Genomic DNA, 18,236 nt, shown 5'->3' on the forward strand with positions numbered 1-18,236 from the left:
CGTCCTGCGTTCGGCCCGAAGCCGGCCGGAGCTCTGGCGCTCAGTGCGTCGCCGTCGCGCCGCCGGTGCCGTTGATCGGGATGCGGCGCCGCGGCCGCGCGGGGCAGTGTCACGGTGAGGACGCCGTTGCGGAAGGTCGCCTCGGCTTTGTCCTCCTGCACCGCGACGGGCAGGGCGATCGACCGCTCGAAGCGGCCGTCGCTGTGCTCCGAGCAGCCGCGCGCCGTGTCGAAGGTTTCGGCGCGCTTCCCGCCCCTCAGGGTGAGCACGCCGTCCGCGATGAGGAGCTCGACGTCGGTCTCGTCGAGGCCCAGCAGCTCGGCGGAGACGCGCAGCGCGCCCTCCGCGTCCGCCACCGCGAGATTCGGCCAGCCGAAGCTCCGGCCGGGCAGGCTCGGGGCGCCGCCGAACCCGCCGAACACGTCGTCGAACAGGCGGCTCATTTCGCGGTGCAGCGTCAGGAACGGGCTCGCCGGCTCGGTCGCCAAGCCGCCCGGTGCCAAGCCGCCCGATGCCAACCCGCCCGATGCCAACCCGCCCGATGCCAACCCGCCCGCTGCCGGGGCGCCGGTGCTGCGGGTCCAGGGAATCAGATCTCTCACGCTCATGGTTGTCACGCCATCGCAAGGGGTGCCGTTGCGGAAGCGGGCCCCGGGGTCCGGGGACCCGCGCGGAGGTGTCGTTTCCCGGTCCAGGAGGTGACCGGGATCAGGCCGCCTTGGCGTCGCGGCGGGCTTCGCCGTGAACCGGCCGCTCGGGTGCGATCTGCGCCGGGGCATTGTCCTGCCCGGAGGGCGTCGAGACGCCGCCGATGGCGATGCGCCGGGGCTTCAGGGCCTCCGGCACCGCGCGCCGCAGCGCGACGGTGAGCAGCCCGTTCTCCAGGGTCGCGCCCACCACCTTCACGTGCTCGGCCAGGTTGAACGTCTGCCGGAAGCCGCGCGCCGCGATCCCGCGGTGGAGATAGTGCTTCTCGCCCTCCGGGGCCGCCTTCTGGCCGGTGACCAGGAGCGTGGTGTCCTGCTGCGTCAGCTCGATCTCGTCGGGGGTGAAGCCCGCCACCGCCATGGTGATGCGGTACTGGTCCTCGGCGACCTTCTCGATGTTGTAGGGCGGCCAGGCGGCCGAAGGCTCGACCCGCTCGGCCTGGTTGAGCAACTCGAACAGCCGGTCGAACCCGACGGACGACCGGAACAGGGGCGAAACGTCGTAAGTCCTCATAACCACATCCTCCGATGAGCAACGTGACTACAAGCGACGCCGGACACCGTGCCCGGCGCCCTCCCGCGAGCCCGTTTCCGGGCCTCGCCCGCGCGTAACGTCCCGATTGCGGCCGGGTTCCGCGGCGAACGGAGATGTTTTGGGGCCTTCGGGGCGCGGCCGGGACGCGCGATGCCTCACACCCACCCGATCCGCGCGAAGAACCCCGCGATCGCCTCCGCCGCCCGGTCCGGATCCTCCCGGTGGGGGAAGTGGCCGACGCCGGGGAACAGCGCCAGATCGAGATCTGAGAAGGTCTCGCCCAGCCGGTCGGTCCAGGCGGAGGGGAAGATCGGGTCGTGCTCGGCCCAGCGCACGCAGGTTGGCACGGGGATCGGCGGCAGGGGCGGGGCCTCGCCCTCGAGCATCGCGATCCGGCCGGCATGGGCCGCCCGGTAATGCGCGAAGCCGCCCGCGAGGTTTCCGGGTTTCCGGAAATTGTCCACGAAGGCGTCGAGCACCCCGTCGAACGCGTCCTTCCGGTGCGACCAATGCCGCAGGAAATGGCCGATATAGGCGGCGCAACTCGCCCGGCTGGCGCCGACCAGCTGCACCGCCAGGTCCATCTGGTTGAAGGACTGGTACCAGATCTCGTTCAGGCGGTCGGGTGCCCCGAGGCGGGGGCCGATGCCCGGATAGACGAAGTCGAACAGGACCAGGCCGGCGCAGCGCTCCGGATGGGCGCGGGCGAGCGCCTGGATCACCGCCCCGCCGACATCGTGGCCGACGATGCCGGCGCGCGCGATCCCGAGGGCGTCGAGCAGGGCGACCATGTCGGCGGCCTGATCGGCCGCCCCGAACGGGCCTTCGGGCTTGTCGCTGTCGCCGAAGCCGCGCAGGTCCGGGGCGATCAGGGTGTGGCGGGCCGCGAGCCGTTCCATCACGGGCTCCCAGGTCAGCCAGAATTCCGGCCAGCCGTGGAGCAGCAGCAGCGGCGCCCCCGTGCCGCAGCGCGCGACGTGCAGGTCCGCGCCGTTCGCGCGGATCCTCAGGTGCTCGATCCCGTCCATCGTCCCTCCATCTCGGCGCGCCGCGCCAGCATCTTCGCCTGCAGGCGGCTGCGGCGGGCGGCGATCACCGTGCCGTTGATCTCGCCGCCGAACAGGAACATGGCGGCGAGCCAGTACAGGAACACCAGGAACACCATCGCGGTGGCCAAGCCCCCGTAGGTCGACGCGTAGGCGTTCGAGAACCGGTCGAGGTAGAAGCCGAAGCCGAGGCCCGCGAAGAACCACAGGACCAGCGTCACCCCGATCCCCGGCAGCACCGACAGGATCGAGCGGCGCCCGGCGGCCACGAACTTGTGGGCGATGACCAGGATCACGCTCAGCAGCAGGGCCGTGACCGCGATCCGCCCGATCGCCACCGTCAGGCTCAGGGGTTCCAGCCCCGGCGCCACCAGCACGACGTTGCGCCAGATCAGCGGGCCCAGCACCACGAGCAGCGCGAAGGCCAGCATGGCGAAGGCGCCGCAGACCACGTAGCCGATCGATTCGAGCCGGGTCAGCCACCAGGGCCGGCTCTCGCGCAGCCCGTAGGCCCGGTTCAGCCCGACCCGCAGGCTCTCGACCCCCGAGGACGAGAAGTACAGGGCGAACAGGGCGCCCAGCGTCAGCACGCCGCTGCGCTGCTCGGTGAGCACCCGGTGGACCTCGCCGACGATCGGCTTGGCGATCTCCCGGGGCCAGGCGTCGAAGATCAGCACCCCGGCCTCGTCGGCGAGCGACTGCGTGCCGAACAGGCCGGCGAGCGCCGCGAGCAGGATCAGGAACGGGAACAGGGAGGTCAGGGTCGAGAGCGCGATGTGGCTGGCGATCGCCCAGCCGTCATGGGAGACGAAGCGCTGCGCGGCGACGCCCATGACCTGTAATCCGCTGCGGAGAGGTTTCACGGGTGTACAACGATCCTCGGGAACGGCGCGGCACGCCGATGAACGGTGCCGGGGCCGGCCCGTCAACGCGGACGACGCGATCCGGTCCCGAACACGAAGCGGTGACGCGCCCGCGCCACGCCGGACCGGCGCATCGGATCGCCGTTGCGACTCGCGGCCCGGAGGCGCCTTAAGATACGGCCATGCTTAACGCTCCGCGACCCTCGACGCGCGCCGCCGGCGCCCTTCCGGCCCTGTTCGTGCCGATCTGGGCGACGGGCTTCGTCTCCGCCCGGGCGGTGGTGCCGCACGCCGATCCGCTGGCCTTCACGGCACTCCGGTTCACCGCCGTCGCCCTGGTGCTGGCCGGGATCGCCGCGGTTTCCCGGGTGCGCTGGCCGGGGGATTGGGCCGGCTGGCGCGATCCCTTCGTCGCGGGCTTCCTGATGCAGGGGATCTACCTGTCGGGGGTGTTCTGGGCGGTGAGCCACGGGCTGCCCGCCGGGATCGCCGCGCTGGTCGGCAGCCTCCAGCCGCTCCTGACCGCGCTGCTGGCGCGGCCGCTGCTCGGCGAGCGGGTCAGCGGCCGGCGGGCCCTCGGCATCCTGATGGGTTTCGCCGGGGCCGGGCTGGTGCTCGCCCCGAAACTCGGCGCCACCGACCCGTCCGGGATCCCGCCCTGGGCCCTCGCCGTCAGCCTCCTGGCGGTCCTGGCGCTGACGCTCGGCACCCTCTGGCAGAAGCGTACCGGCGGCCGGATCGATCTGCTCGCCGGGGCGACGCTCCAGTTCGTCGGCGGCATGGCCTGCGCGATTCCCCTGGCGCTCGCCTTCGGCCGCGCGTCGTTCGAGCCGGTGGCGCCCCTGTGGCTGGGGCTCGCCTGGGCGGTCCTGGTCAATTCGGTGGCCGGCATCCTGCTGCTCCTGGCGCTGATCCGGCGGGGCGCGGTGGCGGGGGTGGCGGCCCTGTTCTTCCTGGTGCCGCCGGTGGCGGCCGTGCTCGGCTACCTGCTGTTCGGCGAGGTGCTGACGCCGCTCCAGGGCGCCGGGATGGCGCTGGCCGCCCTCGGGGTCGCGGTGGCCAACCGGGGCTGAGCCCGCGCCGGCCTGCGACCCCGCGCCCCGGAAACCCCGGGCGGCCTCGCGGTTTGGTGCGCGGGGCCGCGGCGGCCCGGGCGGGCATCGAGCGAGGCGAGCATGGACCAGGACAAGCCCCGCGAGATCCGGATCGCCCTCGATGCCATCCCCCTCGGCGGCAAGGCCGAGGGCAAGGCGGGCGAGGACGCGGTCCTGTTCGTGCGCGACGCCGACGGCGTGCGCGCCTTCCAGGCCAAGTGCCCGCATCTGGGGGCGCCGCTTGCCAAGGGCGAGATCTGCGGCGGCCGGCTCTACTGCCCCTGGCACAAGGCGGCCTTCGCGGTCGCCGACGGCAGCCTGGAGGAGCCGCCGGCGCTGGACGGGCTCACGCGCTATCCCGTCCGGATCGAGGGCGGCGAGGCCGTGGCGACCCTGACCCCGGAGCCCGCGCCGGCCAAGCGCGCCGACACGCCCGTCGCCCGCGTCCTCATCGTCGGCACCGGCGCGGCCGCGGTCGCCTGCGTCACCACGCTGCGGCGCGAGGGGTTTTCCGGGGCGATCACTATGGTCGGCCGCGAGGCCCACCCGCCCTACGACCGGACCAAGCTGTCCAAGCAGTTCCTGGCCAAGCCCACCCCGGCGGAGAAGACCCTGCTGGAGCCGGACTTTTCCGCGGCCCACGGGGTGGAGCGGATCGCGGCCGAGGCCACCCGGATCGAGCCGGACGCCCGCCGCGTCACCCTGGCGGACGGGCGCACGATCACGGGCGATGCCCTGCTGATCGCCACCGGCAGCCGCGCCGTGGTGCCGGATTTCGAGGGCAAGGACCTCGACGGCGTGATGACCCTCCGCAGCCTCGACGACGCCGTGCGGCTCAGCGCGGCCGCCGAGTCCGCCAAGCGCGTGGTGGTGATCGGGGCGGGCTTCATCGGCCTGGAGGCCGCGGCCTTCCTGACCAAGCGCGGCCTCGCCGTGACGGTCCTGTCCCGGGAGGACATCCCCTTCGCCAAGCGCTTCGGCGAGGCCGTGGGGGCGGCCCTGAAGCGCTACCATGCCGGCAACGGCGTGACCTTCGTGACCGGGAGCGTCGCCCGGATCGCCGGGACTGGCCGGGTCGCCGCCGTCGAGACCGAGGCGGGCGGGAGCCTGCCGGCCGATCTCGTCCTGATCGGCGCCGGGGCTGCGCCGGAGACCGGGATCGTCGCCGGCGTGGAACCGGACGAGACCGGAGGGATCCCCGTGGGGGCCGACCTGCGGCTCGCCGACCGCGTTTGGATTGCCGGCGACATCGCGGCCTTCCCGGAGCACGGCAGCGGGGTCACCGCCCGGATCGAGCACTGGCGCCTGGCCCAGCAGCACGGGACGCACGTCGCCCGGGCGATACTCGGCGGCGCAGGCGATTTCTCCGGCGCGCCGTTCTTCTGGAGCAACCAGGGCGACAAACGCCTCGATTACGGCGGCTACGCGCCGGATTTCGAGCGGATCATCGTGCAGGGCGATCCGGAGGCGCTGGACTTCATCGCCTATTACGTCCGGGAGGGCCGCGCGGTGGCGGCCTGCAGCATCGGCCGCAACGCGCCGTTCACGGCGTTCCTGCACCTCCTCGGCGAGGGCCGGGTGCCGAGCCCGGAGGCGATCGAGGGCGGTGCCGACCTTGCCGCACTGGCGTGATGGAACCCTGACAGGCACCCGCGCCTTTCGCTTGCTGGTGCCCGCCCTCCGAGAAGCCGGGCCGCTCCGGGAGGCCCCATGAACCAGATCCTCGTCGTCGCCCTCATCTGCGCCGCCTCGGTCCAGGCCCCGGACTGCTCCCGCGACACCGCCATCGACGTGGTCACCGGCCCCGCCCACACCTTGCAGGAATGCCTGATCCAGGGGCCGGTCCTCGCGGCCAATTCCGGCTTCCGGGGCGAGGACGGCGCCTACGTGAAGACCCGCTGCGAGCAGAAGCACTGAGGTTGTAGAGCGCGCCCGCAAGCGGTTCCGCGGGGCTCCCTCCCCCCTCTGCGGGGGAGGGTGGCCCCCGAAGGGGGTCGGGAGAGGGGAACCCGGCTTCCGGATTGGTCTCAGGCTCCATGAAGGCCTACGCCCTGTTCTGCACCGTCGCTCCCCTCTCCCGACCCCTGCTGACGCAGGGGCCACCCTCCCCCGCAGAGGGGGGAGGGATACGCGCCGCTCGGGCAAATAGCGTTGCCCGAGAACGGACGCTCGAATCCAGATGTGATCCGGCATTCCAAGTCGAGCCGACGTCTGCCACGTCCCCGGTCTTCAACTTGAGTTCAAGACGCCGCAAACGAAATCTGCTTCGGCTTGCGCCGCGGACAGGTTAAAAGGCACGATCCAAGAAAACGCCAGGCGAGTCAGAACCATGTCCGCATCCCCCGCCATCCAGACCGAGCCGCAGGATATCGCCGCCCTCGCCAGGGCCGTCGGCGAGATCGCCAAGGCCCTCGTGGCCGATGCCACCCGCCGGGTGCGGACACGGATCCTCGGCGCGGACGGGCGGATCGACGCGGGCAAGCTCGAGGGCCAGCAGCACGCCGCCCACGGGCTCGCGTGGTTGGCCACCTACGCCGAGGCGGTCAGCGAACTCGGCGGCTATGCCGAGCGCCTCCAGGCCGAGGGCCGGTTCGGCGAGACCGAGGCGCTCCTCGTCCGGATCGGCGCCGGCGAGTATCTCGACCAGCTGTTCTCCGGCATCCCGATGAGCCAGGGCGAGATGGTCCGCCTCACCGGCTCCCTCGGCCTCACCGCCAAGGAGGTGGCACAATACCGCACCGACGCGGTCGAGACCCTGATCGCCGAGGGCAACACCCCCGAGAACCGCGCCGCCCTGGTGGCGCTGATGCGCGACGGCGGCGGCTCGGCCACGGTCGGCGCCTCGGGCCTCGACGAGGACATGGAGGCGATCCGCTCCGAGATGCGCCGCTTCGGCAAGGCCGAGGTGGTCGAGCAGGCGCACGAATGGCACCTGCAGAACGCCTATATCCCGATGGAGATCGTCACCAAGATGGCCGAGCTCGGCGTCTTCGGCCTGACGATCCCCGAGGAATACGGCGGCATGGGCCTGCCCAAGACCGCCATGTGCGTGGTCTCGGAGGAATTGTCCCGGGCCTATATCGGCGTCGGCTCGCTCGGCACCCGCTCGGAGATCGCCGCGGAGCTGATCCTGTGCGGCGGCACCGAGGAGCAGAAGCACCGCTTCCTGCCCAAGATCGCCAGCGGCGACATTTTGCCGACCGCCGTCTTCACTGAGCCGAACACAGGGTCCGACCTCGCGAGCCTGCGCACAAAGGCCGTCAAGGACGGCGATGTGTGGAAAATAACCGGCAACAAGACCTGGATCACCCATCCGGTCCGGGCCGACATCATGACCGTGCTGGTCCGGACCAAGCCCGAGGAGAAGGGCCATCGCGGCCTCTCGATGCTGATCGCCGAGAAGCCCCGCGGCACCGATGAAGAGCCGTTCCCGGTCCAGGGCCTGTCGGGCGGCGAGATCGAGGTGCTCGGCTACCGGGGCATGAAGGAATACGAGCTCGCCTTCGAGGGCTTCGAGGTGCCGGCCGCGAACCTCCTCGGCGAGGTCGAGGGCAAGGGCTTCGCCCAGCTCATGCAGACCTTCGAATCGGCCCGCATTCAGACCGCCGCGCGGGCCATCGGCGTCGCCCAGTCGGCCCTCGATGTCGGCCTGCGCTACGCCGAGGAGCGGGTCCAGTTCGGCAAGCCGCTGGTCAGCTTCCCCCGGGTCGCCGACAAGCTCGCCATGATGGCGGTGGAGATCAACATCGCCCGCCAGCTCACCTACTTCTCGGCCCGCGAGAAGGATGCCGGCAAGCGCTGCGACCTGGAGGCCGGGATGGCCAAGCTGCTGGGCGCCCGCGTCGCCTGGTCGGCCGCCGACAACGCCCTCCAGATCCACGGCGGCAACGGCTTCGCGCTGGAATACCCGGTGAGCCGGATCCTGTGCGACGCCCGCATCCTGTCGATCTTCGAGGGCGCGGCCGAGATCCAGGCCCAGGTGATCGCCCGGCGGCTGCTCGAAGCCGCGTGAGACGACCGGGCGGCTGAAGGCCGCCCGCAGAGGCTTGCGGGTTGACAATCGGGTTCGGGATCGTTGTCCGGTCGATCGGTTTAGCAGTCCAGATCTCCCACACGCTCTCCCTCCCCCGCAGAGGGGGGAGGGAGAGCGCGGTTCCGAAGCACGGACACCGCCCCGCGGGTTTTCCCGACCGGATATCTACTTGGTGATCTTCACCGAGACCGGATCGCTCGACGGAAAAGTCTCCTCCAGGGCGTCGTCCAGGCGCTCGCTGAGCTTCTCCTGCTTGTTCTCGGGGTGCTTGTCATCGCCCGGCTTGGCGCTGCCCTGCTGGAAGCCCGGCTTGGTCGCGTTCTGCTTCTGCTCGTCGGCCATGTCGCTCGCTCGTCCGTGACGGAGGCACGCTGAAGGTGCCGATGCGGATCAACGCGAGGGAGGGCGGGTGTTTCCGATCTTTCCGCGCGCGGCCCCCGCGTCACCCGGCGGTCGCGACCGGGTGCCCGGCCGCCGCGGCGACCGGCCCGCGGGCATCGGCCCCGCGCATGACCGTCTCGTAGACTCCTCCGAGGCGGTCGAGATGCGCGTCCAGGCTCAGCGGTGCCGCCCAGTAGCGGTCGTAGGCGGCCTGGCCCATCCGGGCGGCGAGCCCGTCGTCGGACAGGCGGCGCAGATGCACGGCGAGCGCCTCCGGATCGCCGGAGCGGAACCAGAACCCGGTCGCGCCGTCCACCACCGCCTCGCGCCCCGCGCAAGCGTCGCTGACGATCACCGGGGTGCCGCAGGCCAGCGCCTCGTAGACGGTGAGCGGCTGGCCCTCGTACCAGACGCTCGGGAAGACCAGCGCGCGCGCCTGCCGCATCAGCGCCTGCACGGCGGCGGCCTCGCGCCAGCCGAGCATGACGGCCTCCGGGTAGCGCGCCGCGAGTTCGGCCCGCTCGGGCCCGTCGCCGACGAAGACCGCCCGCGCCCCCGCAAGCCGCGCCGCCTCGGCGAAGATCGGCGCGCCCTTCTCGGTGGAGATCCGCCCGACGAACAGGAAGTCGCCCGGCGCGCCGTCGTGCAGCGGCGCCTGCGCCACCGCGATCGGGTTGTCGACCCGGTGAAAGACGGTTCCCTGGGGCATCAGCGGCCGCACGACGCCCTCCTGGAGGTCGCTGATCGTGATGACGTGGGCGAACAGGTCCGGCAGCCGGGCCACCTGCGCGAGCCCGACATGGCGGACCATCCGGGCGACCTTGCGCGGGTAGCTGCGCGCGTCGCAATTCGCCACGATGCAGGCGGCCGACATCGGCGTGCGGTGGCAGATTGCCTGCTCCGGGTAGGCGTAGAAGCCGCCGGTCGGGCAGACCAGGAAGAACTCGTGCATCGTGTAGAGGCAGGGCAGGCCCGAGGCCCGGAGCGCCGGGCCGATCGACGGCGACAGTGCCTTGGCGAAGGCGTGGACGTGGACCAGGGTGTCGTGGGGATCGCAGGCGGCGAGTTCCCGGGCGAGCGCCCGGGCCGCCGTCCGGTTCCAGATCGCCTGGGCGGCGAAGGCCAGCTTGCTGCGCGCCGTGGAGACGTCGTCCTGCCCCAGGCAGACGACGCGGATGCCGGCGGCCTCCAGCCGCGGATCCACCGGGCCGACGGCGGCGAACAGGCTCACGCGGAATCCGCGGGCGGCGAGGCCCAGGGCGGATTCGATCGCAACCTTGGCCTGGCCGCCGTTGATCGCGGCGTGGTCTGCGACGAGGACGACGTGCACGTCAGGAACTCCGCCGCTCCGATCCGGGACGGCGATCTGTACCCGTCCCCGGTTGATCCCGCGTAAACCGGTTTCCGTCATCCTCGTCGGCGTGAGGCGCGCCCCGAGATCCCGTCCATGCATGTCGTCATCCTGGCCGAGTTCGCGGCCGCCAGCGGCGGGGCCGAGAAGGTCGCGCTGGAATCGGCCCGCGGCCTCGCCGAGGCCGGCCTCGCCGTCACCTACATCCAGGCGGTCCCGGGCCCGGTCGACCCGTTGCTCGACCATGGCCGGATCCGGCGGGTCGTGCTCGGCCTGCCCGACATCTGGACCCTGGGGGGCGCCAGGGCGGCGGCGGCGGGGATCTGGCACGCCGCCGCGGCGCGCCGGCTCGCGGCGGCCTTGGCCGCCCTCCCGGAGCCGCCGGACTGCCTCCATCTGCACCAATGGACCCGCGCCCTGTCGCCTTCGGTCTTCCCGGTCCTGTCGAGGGTCGGCGTGCCCCTGGTCGTGACCCTGCACGACTACGCCCTGGCCTGCCCGAACGGCGTCTACTACCGCTTCGACCGGGCCGAGCCCTGCGGGCTCGCGCCCCTGTCGGCGGCCTGCATCGCGGCGCCCTGCGATCCCCGCAGCCGCGCGCACAAGCTCGTGCGCGTCGCCCGCAGCCTGTCCCTGCGGCAGGCGCTGCGGGGGCGGCCGCTCCACCTCGTCCATGTCTGCGACGCCAGCCGGCGGCGCCTGGGCGACCGGCTCGGCGGCCCCGGCGTCACGCACCACCGGATCGACAACCCCGTCCGGGTGGCGGGCGGGCCCGCGGCGGAGCCCGCCCGCGGCGACGCGATCGCCTATGTCGGGCGCCTGACCCGGGAGAAGGGCGCCGACCTCGTGGCCGAGGCCGCCCGCGCCGCCGGCCTGCCCGCCCTGTTCATCGGCGCCGGCCCCCTGGAGGCGGAGCTGCGCGCCCGGGACGGCGTCACGGTGATCGGCTGGCAGGCGCCCGAGGCCGTCTGGGCGTTGCTGCGGACCCGGGCCCGGGCGCTGGCCGCGCCGTCGCGCTGGTACGAGACCGGTCCGCTCACCGTCTACGAGGCGCTGGCGGCCGGGATCCCGGTGGTGGCCTCCGAACGGTCCGGGGCCGCCGAGAAGGTCCGCCACGGGCAGACCGGCTTCGTGGTCGCCCCGGAGGTCGGGCCGCTGGCGGCGGCCTTCACGGCCCTGCGGGACGACGCCCTGGCCGGACAGCTCGGGGCCCGGGCCCGGGCCGAGTTCCACGCCCGGCCCATGAGCCTCGCGGCCCACGCGGCCGCGCTTCGGGCGCTCTATGCCGGGCTGCTCGGATCCGCCTCTGTTGCGTTGCAATATCCGAGGGGCGGAGCGCACGGATCGGGGCTGGAGCCGTCCTGAGGATGCAAAATAGATTTTATCCGTCGCGCGGGGCCCCCTGGACAACGGAAAGAAATTTTGTCACCTCCCCGGCCATCGCCTGTAGCGGTCGAAGCGACCTGGATAAACGGCTTAGCTTGGTAACGAGCCTGCCGAATCCGATAGCCCGTGAGCGGTGACTGTCCGAGATCATGGAATCGGCATTTTATCGAGGATTTCTGGCCCGGTCTCGCACCGGATTCTGCACTTGACTTCTTGTTGCAGTGCAACATATAGAGCCGCGTCACGGCGGACGCAGCCGGCGTCCCGCGCGAAGGATCATCCTGGAGACAGCCATGCAGAACCCGAATTTCGAGATGCCGACCGAGATGCGCGATTTCGCCGAGAAGAGCGTCGACCAGGCCCGGACCGCCGTCGGCACCATGATGACGAACGCCGTCAAGGCCGCCGAGCAGGCCCAGGCTTCCGGCCAGACCTTCCAGTCGACCTTCAGCGCGGTGATCGCGAAGGGGTTCGACCACGCCCAGGCCAACGCCAACGCGACCTTCGACTTCGCCCAGAAGCTGGTGCGCACGAAGGACCTGCGCGAGGCGTTCGAGCTCCAGTCCGAGTTCGTCCGCAGCCAGTTCGCCGCGCTCCAGGCCCAGGCCAAGGATTACGGCGCCTTCGCCCAGACCGTCGCCCGCTGAGGTCGACCGCCCGTCCCCCGATCCGCGCGGATCGCGGGACGCCGCCCCCGGGATCCGGCCGCACCAGGCGGGCCGGTCCCCACGATCCGACGCCCGGGCGTCGCACAGGTCCGATCCCGATACGGCAAGCGGGCGAACCGCGCCGGGATGGGTGGACGCGGACAGGAGGAGAGCGCGCCATGGGAAAGCAGCGTCGACCGCGCGGGGATCGCCCGGCCTGGGAAGCGAGACCGCCGCTGGATCCGGAGGGGACCGCCCTGTCGGACGCCCTCGTGACGCCGTCGGTCGAGACCCCGAACGCGATCCCGGCCCAGGTGCCGGCCGAAATGCCGGACGTCGTCCCGGCCCCGGCGGGGGTCGAAGCCATCGCCTCGGACATCATATCGCACGTGTCCGTCGCCGCGCCGTCGGACGATCCGGCCCCCGCGCCGGCCGAGATCCGCGCACCGGCGCCGACGACCGCGACGGTCGAGCCGGATCGCCAGGAAGTCCCTGCGCCGATGCAGGATCCCGTCGCGTTGGCGCCCGACCGCTTCGACATGGTCGAGATCGGCTCGACCATCGCCCGCTACATGCGCGGCGAGGGCGAGGCCGCCTTGGCCCATGTCCGGGCCCTGACGGACGCGCGCACGCCGGCCGATCTGATCCGCCTGCAGGTCGGCGAGGTCCAGCGCGCCGCAGACGCCTCCCTGTCCTGCTGGGTCACGGTGCTCGGCAAGGCGAGCCGCCTCGTCGCGTTCCGCTGACGCCGGGGCACCGGGCACCCGGTGTCGCCCCTTGACAAGACGGGCGCCCGGAACGAACCGGCGACAACGCTCCGTTAACCATGCCGGCGGCATCCCTTGACGGAGGGGACGGGAAACGACACCGGACCGATGCCGAGCTGCGCGCGCCTGATCCGTTCCGCCTGTCTTCGCCTCGCCCTGGCGCTCGTCCCGGCGCTGGCGGGTCTGCCCGCGCCCGCGCAGACCGGCGACAAGCCCGCTGCCGGGCCCGCTGTCGCCATCGGGGCGGACCTCGCCAGCCAGGGCGGCACCACCCGCCTCACCCTGACCCTGTCCCGGCCGGTGGAGGCCCGCGGCTTCGTGATGGAGCGGCCCGACCGGGCGGTGATCGACCTGCCCGAGGTCAACTTCCAGCTCGAATCCGGGACCGGCAGCCGCCGGGACGGCCTCGTGCAATCCTTCCGCTACGGCCTGTTCGCCCCCGGCCGCTCCCGCATCGTCATCGATCTCGGGGCGCCGGCGACGATCGGGCGGATCGAGACGGTGACGCGGCCCCGCGACGGTGCCGTGCTGCTCACGGTCCCGCTCCAGCGCGCCGACCGCGAGGCGTTCCGCAAGGCCGCCGCCACCGCTGACCCCGCCCCGGCCCAGGCCCGCAGCACCCCGCCCGAACCCGCCGACCAGCGCCCGCTGATCATGGTCGATGCCGGCCATGGCGGGACCGATCCCGGCGCCATCGCGGTGGGCGGCGTGTTCGAGAAGGACATCGTGTTCGGCTTCGCCCAGGCCCTGGTGGAGAAGCTCGAAGCGGGCGGCCGCTACCGGGTCCGGATGACCCGCGACCGGGACGTGTTCGTGCCGCTGGCCGACCGCGTGCGCCTCGCCCGCGAGGCCAAGGCCGACCTGTTCGTATCGATCCACGCGGATTCGATCTCGGCCGCCCCCCAGGTGCGCGGCGCCACGATCTACACCAATTCCGAAAAGGCCACCGACGTCGAATCCGCCAAGCTCGCCGAGCGCGAGAACCGGGCCGATGCCGCCGCCGGGGTCGACGCCGCCGAGGCGCCCCCGGACATCGCCGACATCCTGCAGGAGCTGACCCTGCGGGAGACGCGCGGCTTCTCCTCGGGCTTCGCCCGGACCCTGATGGGCCAGCTTAGCCCCGTGATGGAGATGAGCGGGAAGCCGCACCGCGAGGCCCGCTTCGTGGTGCTGCGCTCCCCCGACGTGCCGAGCGTGCTGGTCGAGCTGGGTTACCTGTCGAGCAAGCACGACCTGGAGATGCTGCAATCGCCGGAGTGGCGCGCCGGCGTCACCGGATCCATGGCCAAGGCCATCGATCTGTTCTTTACCAATCGTGCGACCCTGAGCCGACCGGCCCCGACGCGCCGTTCGGCCGCCGTCGCCCCAGTTTTACCATAGAGTACGTGTCGATACGGGGCATCCGAACGCCCCGTCGCACCGCCGTCGAAACCGGCAATCCGAGGGGGCCTCACGGGAACATCCGGGGGCCGACCGCATCGAGAGCGGACCCACGCGCCGGGTGAGCCGATTCCGGCATCGGCCGGGCCAGCGACGAGCGGAACACCGGATGCGTCTGATCCTTCGTTTCTTCGGGATCCTGTTCAGCGCCGCCGCGGTGCTGTTCGTGATCGGGGCGGCGGCGGGCGGCTACTTCTACTGGAAGTACAGCCAGGACCTGCCCGACCACGCGGCGCTCGCCACCTACGAGCCGCCGGTGATGACCCGCGTCCACGCGGCCGACGGCTCGCTGCTCGCCGAATATGCCCGCGAGCGCCGGCTGTACCTGCCGATCCAGGCGATGCCCAAGATCGTGGTCGCGGCCTTCCTGTCGGCCGAGGACAAGAACTTCTACAAGCACGGCGGCATCGACCCCGAGGGGATCGTGCGCGCCTTCCTGACCAACGCCAAGTCGGGCAAGCGCCAGGGCGCCTCGACCATCACCCAGCAGGTCGCCAAGAATTTCCTGCTGTCGTCCGAGCAGACCTATGACCGCAAGATCAAGGAGGCGCTGCTGGCGCTGCGCATCGAGGCGGCCTACTCCAAGGACAAGATCCTCGAACTCTATCTCAACGAGATCTTCTTGGGCACGATCGTCCCCGGGCGTAACCTGCACGGGGTCGCGGCAGCCGCGCTCGATTATTTCGGCAAGTCGGTCCACGAGCTGACCATCAACGAGGCGGCCTATCTCGCCGCCCTGCCGAAGGGGCCGAACAACTACCACCCCTACCGCAAGACTCAGGCGGCTTTGGACCGCCGCAACGAGATCATCCGCCTGATGGCGGAGAACGGCTACATCACCAAGGAGGAGGCGGAGGCCGCCAAGAAGATGCCGCTCGGGGTCAACCCGCGGGTCGCCTTCCCGAACGCCGCCAACGCCAACTACTTCACCGAGGAGGTCCGCCGCGAGATCTCCGAGCGCTACGGCGAGAAGAAGCTCTACGAGGGCGGCCTCTCGGTGCGCGCCACCCTCGATCCGAAGATGCAGGGCTGGGCCCGCAAGGCGCTGGTCGACGGCCTCGTGCGCTACGACCAGGCCCATGGCTGGCGCGGGCCCGTCACCAAGGTCGACCTGACCGGCCGCGACTGGGGCATGGCGGCCTCCGAGGTTCCGGCGCTCGGCGACGTGGCGCCCTGGCGGCTCGCCGTGGTGCTGGGCAACGGCGCCGGCGGCGTGCAGGTCGGCCTCCAGCCGAGGCGCGAGGCCTCGGGGCAGGTGGGCAAGGACCGCGAGACCGGCGTGATCACCCCGGACGGGATGCGCTGGGCCGGACGCCCGAACCTCCAGGCGGGCGACATGGTCTATGTCGAGGCGAGCGAGGGCGGGAAGGGTCAGTTCCGCCTGCGCCAGAAGCCCGAGGTCTCGGGCGCCATCGTGGCCATGGACCCGAATACGGGCCGCGTCCACGCCATGGTCGGCGGCTTCTCCTACGACGAATCCGAGTTCAACCGCGCCACCCAGGCGATGCGCCAGCCCGGCTCGTCGTTCAAGCCGATCGTCTACTCGGCGGCGCTGGACAACGGCTACACCCCGGCCTCGATCATCCAGGACACCCCGATCACCATCGAGGCCGGCCCCGGCCAGGAAGCCTGGACGCCCTCGAACTACGACGGCAAGTCCGGCGGCCCGCACACCCTGCGCTACGGGATCGAGCACTCGAAGAACCTGATGACGGTCCGGCTCGCCAAGGATGTCGGCATGCCGCTCATCGCCGAGTACGCCCGCCGCTTCGGCGTCTACGACGACATGCTGCCGGTGCTGCCGATGTCGCTCGGCGCCGGCGAGACCACGGTGATGCGCATGGTCACCGCCTACTCGATGCTGGCCAATGGCGGCCGGCGCATCCGGCCGACCCTGATCGACCGGATCCAGGACCGCACCGGCGAGACGATCTACCGCCACGACAACCGCAAGTGCATCGGCTGCGACGCCGAGAAGTGGTCGGGCCAGGACGAGCCGAAGCTGGTGGACGATTCCGAGCAGGTGCTCGATCCGCTCACCGCCTACCAGATGGTCTCGATCATGGAGGGCGTGGTCCAGCGCGGCACCGCGACCCTGCTCAAGCAGATCGGCAAGCCGCTGGCCGGCAAGACCGGCACGACCAACGACGCCAAGGACGCGTGGTTCGTGGGCTTCTCGCCGGACCTCGCGGTCGGGATCTATATGGGCTTCGACAAGCCGCGCTCGCTCGGCGACCGGGCCACCGGCGGCGGGCTGGCGGCGCCGATCGCCCTGGAGTTCCTGAAGACCGCCCTCAAGGACAAGCCGCCGACCCCGTTCCGGGTGCCGCCGGGGATCAAGCTGATCCGCATCAACCTGGCCAGCGGCACCCGCGCCGGTTCGGGGGAGGGCGCCGGAACGATCCTGGAGGCGTTCAAGCCCGGCACCGCGCCGCCGGATTCCTACGTGGCGCCGTCTGGCGGCGGCCAGGCGCCGGCCCCCGCGGCGGCGGCCGTGCCGCCCGATGCCGACCGGGCCGCGCAGGCCGGCGGGCTGTACTGATTCGGCTTCTCCCACGAGACGGAGAACAGGATCCGCGCCCTCCCTCCCCCCTCTGCGGGGGAGGGTGGCCCCCGAAGGGGGTCGGGAGAGGGGAGCGACGGTGCAGAACGAAGCTCTGGGCTGTGTGAAGGCGCCGCGCCCTTGCCTGAAGCGTCGCTCCCCTCTCCCGACCCCTGCTGACGCAGGGGCCACCCTCCCCCGCAGAGGGGGAGGGGTCGTCGCGAATCCGTTTCCCAGCGCCGCGACAGAAAAAAGCCGCCCCGGAGGGAGCGGCTTCGAGGAGTCTTCAGGGAGGCATCAAACAGAGCGGACGAGAAGATCCAACTCCACATCCAGATCTCTGGATGCCTCTTTATGACTCAAGAACCTTAACGGTCAGTAAATACAGTCTTCGCAAACGATCACGCCGCCAGGCTGTCGAACAGCCCGCGCCCGTCGGTCCCGCCGATCAGATCCTCGACGAAGTTTTCCGGGTGCGGCATCATGCCGAGCACGGTGCGGGTCTCCGACAGGATGCCCGCGATCGCGTTGAGGGAGCCGTTGCGGTTGGCCTCCACGGTCACGGCGCCGTCCGCGTCGCAGTAGCGGAAGGCCACCCGGCCCTCGGCCTCGATCCGCGCCAGGGTCTCGGGATCGGCGAAGTAGTTGCCCTCCCCGTGGGCGATGCAGACGTCGATGACCTGACCCGGCCTGTAGGCGCTGGTGAAGCGTGTGTCGGTGCGCTCGACCCGGAGCGTCTGCCGGTGGCATAGGAAGCGGCGGTCGACGTTGCGCATCAGCACGCCGGGCAGCAGGCCGGATTCGCACAGGATCTGGAAGCCGTTGCAGATGCCGAGCACGAGGCCGCCCCGCGCCGCATGGGCCCGCACCGCGTCCATGGCGGCCGCCCGCCCGGCGATCGCGCCGCAGCGGAGGTAGTCGCCGTAGGAGAAGCCCCCCGGGAGGACGGCGAGGTCAGTCCCGGCCGGGAGGTCGTGGTCCGCGTGCCAGACGAGGCTGACCCGCGCCCCCGAGCGGCGCAGGGCCCGCACCACGTCGGTCTCGCGGTTGGAGCCGGGGAAGACGACGACCGCGGCGTGCATCAGAGGATCTCGATCGCGTAGTTCTCGACCACCGTGTTGGCCAGGAGCTTCTCGCAGGCCGTGCGCAACGTCACCTCGGCGACGGCGCCGTCGGTGGTCGCCATCTCGATGTCGAAGACCTTGCCCTGCCGGACACCCTCGACCCCGTCGACGGCGAGCGACTTGAGCGCGGCTTCTATCGCCTTGCCCTGCGGGTCCAGCACGCCGGGTTTCAGGGTGACGATGATACGGGCTTTCATGGATCTTCAGGTCTCGTGCGCGGCCGGATCGGGGATATCGCCTGCGGCGTCGTCACGCACGCCGCGGGTCGTTGTTAGCAGGCGGGGAACCGGCCTGTCTAACGCCGGAACCCGGAGTACGGG

General features: G+C 71.6%; 16 protein-coding genes and 1 pseudogene. 9 read left to right on the forward strand and 8 right to left on the reverse strand.

Annotated features, from left to right (window positions below; all coding sequences use genetic code 11):
• Nucleotides 1–86 precede the first annotated feature (86 nt).
• The 4 genes and pseudogenes from AC3IF1_RS03410 to AC3IF1_RS03425 all read right to left on the reverse strand — a co-directional run.
• A pseudogene (locus AC3IF1_RS03410) lies at nt 87–608 on the reverse strand (Hsp20/alpha crystallin family protein); the annotation flags it as partial.
• Nucleotides 609–708: 100 nt separating this feature from the next.
• The gene (locus tag AC3IF1_RS03415) at nt 709–1,221 is read right to left on the reverse strand and encodes an Hsp20 family protein (protein WP_489215860.1); all 513 of its coding nucleotides are present in this window, start codon (nt 1,219–1,221) and stop codon (nt 709–711) included.
• A gap of 176 nt (nt 1,222–1,397) precedes the next feature.
• On the reverse strand, nt 1,398–2,270 hold the full coding sequence (locus tag AC3IF1_RS03420) for an alpha/beta fold hydrolase (RefSeq protein WP_489215862.1): 873 nt from the start codon (nt 2,268–2,270) through the stop codon (nt 1,398–1,400).
• The gene (locus tag AC3IF1_RS03425) at nt 2,249–3,121 is read right to left on the reverse strand and encodes a YihY/virulence factor BrkB family protein (protein WP_243972392.1); all 873 of its coding nucleotides are present in this window, start codon (nt 3,119–3,121) and stop codon (nt 2,249–2,251) included. Before AC3IF1_RS03425 ends, AC3IF1_RS03420 begins: the two co-directional genes overlap by 22 nt.
• A gap of 212 nt (nt 3,122–3,333) precedes the next feature.
• Between AC3IF1_RS03425 and AC3IF1_RS03430 the strand changes: the two genes are divergently transcribed.
• From AC3IF1_RS03430 to AC3IF1_RS03445, 4 genes are all read left to right on the forward strand, one after another.
• Nucleotides 3,334–4,224: a DMT family transporter gene (locus AC3IF1_RS03430; RefSeq protein ID WP_489215864.1), complete on the forward strand. Its 891-nt coding sequence runs from the start codon at nt 3,334–3,336 to the stop codon at nt 4,222–4,224.
• 102 nt (nt 4,225–4,326) lie between these two features.
• Nucleotides 4,327–5,877: an FAD-dependent oxidoreductase gene (locus AC3IF1_RS03435; protein WP_489215866.1), complete on the forward strand. Its 1,551-nt coding sequence runs from the start codon at nt 4,327–4,329 to the stop codon at nt 5,875–5,877.
• 78 nt (nt 5,878–5,955) lie between these two features.
• Nucleotides 5,956–6,162: a hypothetical protein gene (locus AC3IF1_RS03440; RefSeq protein WP_243972396.1), complete on the forward strand. Its 207-nt coding sequence runs from the start codon at nt 5,956–5,958 to the stop codon at nt 6,160–6,162.
• Between the two features lie 412 nt (nt 6,163–6,574).
• On the forward strand, nt 6,575–8,257 hold the full coding sequence (locus AC3IF1_RS03445; RefSeq protein ID WP_489215869.1) for an acyl-CoA dehydrogenase family protein: 1,683 nt from the start codon (nt 6,575–6,577) through the stop codon (nt 8,255–8,257).
• A 186-nt stretch (nt 8,258–8,443) separates the two neighbouring features.
• On the opposite strand, the gene AC3IF1_RS03450 is transcribed toward AC3IF1_RS03445, so the two are convergent.
• A complete protein-coding gene (locus AC3IF1_RS03450) occupies nt 8,444–8,620 on the reverse strand; it encodes a hypothetical protein (protein ID WP_243972834.1) in 177 nt (58 codons plus the stop codon).
• 100 nt (nt 8,621–8,720) lie between these two features.
• Entirely contained in the window at nt 8,721–9,989 is a 1,269-nt protein-coding gene (locus AC3IF1_RS03455) for a glycosyltransferase family 4 protein (protein ID WP_489215871.1), read from the reverse strand.
• Nucleotides 9,990–10,106: 117 nt separating this feature from the next.
• Between AC3IF1_RS03455 and AC3IF1_RS03460 the strand changes: the two genes are divergently transcribed.
• The 5 genes from AC3IF1_RS03460 (at nt 10,107) to AC3IF1_RS03480 (ending at nt 16,792) form a co-directional block, all read left to right on the forward strand.
• Nucleotides 10,107–11,375, forward strand: coding sequence for a glycosyltransferase (locus AC3IF1_RS03460; protein WP_489215873.1), 1,269 nt, complete (start codon nt 10,107–10,109; stop codon nt 11,373–11,375).
• 314 nt (nt 11,376–11,689) lie between these two features.
• Complete coding sequence (locus tag AC3IF1_RS03465) at nt 11,690–12,043, forward strand: phasin (RefSeq protein WP_243972837.1); 354 nt, start codon at nt 11,690–11,692, stop codon at nt 12,041–12,043.
• 179 nt (nt 12,044–12,222) lie between these two features.
• Nucleotides 12,223–12,789, forward strand: a complete 567-nt coding sequence (locus tag AC3IF1_RS03470) for a hypothetical protein (RefSeq protein ID WP_489215875.1) — start codon at nt 12,223–12,225, stop codon at nt 12,787–12,789.
• Between the two features lie 129 nt (nt 12,790–12,918).
• Nucleotides 12,919–14,190 (forward strand): N-acetylmuramoyl-L-alanine amidase, encoded by a 1,272-nt coding sequence (locus AC3IF1_RS03475; protein WP_489215877.1) that lies wholly within the window; start codon nt 12,919–12,921, stop codon nt 14,188–14,190.
• Nucleotides 14,191–14,359: 169 nt separating this feature from the next.
• Nucleotides 14,360–16,792, forward strand: coding sequence for a penicillin-binding protein 1A (locus AC3IF1_RS03480; protein WP_243972841.1), 2,433 nt, complete (start codon nt 14,360–14,362; stop codon nt 16,790–16,792).
• A 401-nt stretch (nt 16,793–17,193) separates the two neighbouring features.
• Here the strand turns inward: AC3IF1_RS03480 and purQ are convergent, their stop codons facing one another.
• Together purQ and purS are read right to left on the reverse strand one after the other, a co-directional pair.
• Nucleotides 17,194–17,874: a phosphoribosylformylglycinamidine synthase subunit PurQ gene (purQ, locus tag AC3IF1_RS03485; protein WP_489215879.1), complete on the reverse strand. Its 681-nt coding sequence runs from the start codon at nt 17,872–17,874 to the stop codon at nt 17,194–17,196.
• Nucleotides 17,874–18,113, reverse strand: a complete 240-nt coding sequence (gene purS / locus AC3IF1_RS03490; protein WP_243972845.1) for a phosphoribosylformylglycinamidine synthase subunit PurS — start codon at nt 18,111–18,113, stop codon at nt 17,874–17,876. Before purS ends, purQ begins: the two co-directional genes overlap by 1 nt.
• Between the last annotated feature and the right edge of the window lie 123 nt (nt 18,114–18,236).

The sequence above is a fragment of the Methylobacterium sp. E-012 genome, from assembly GCF_057836545.1.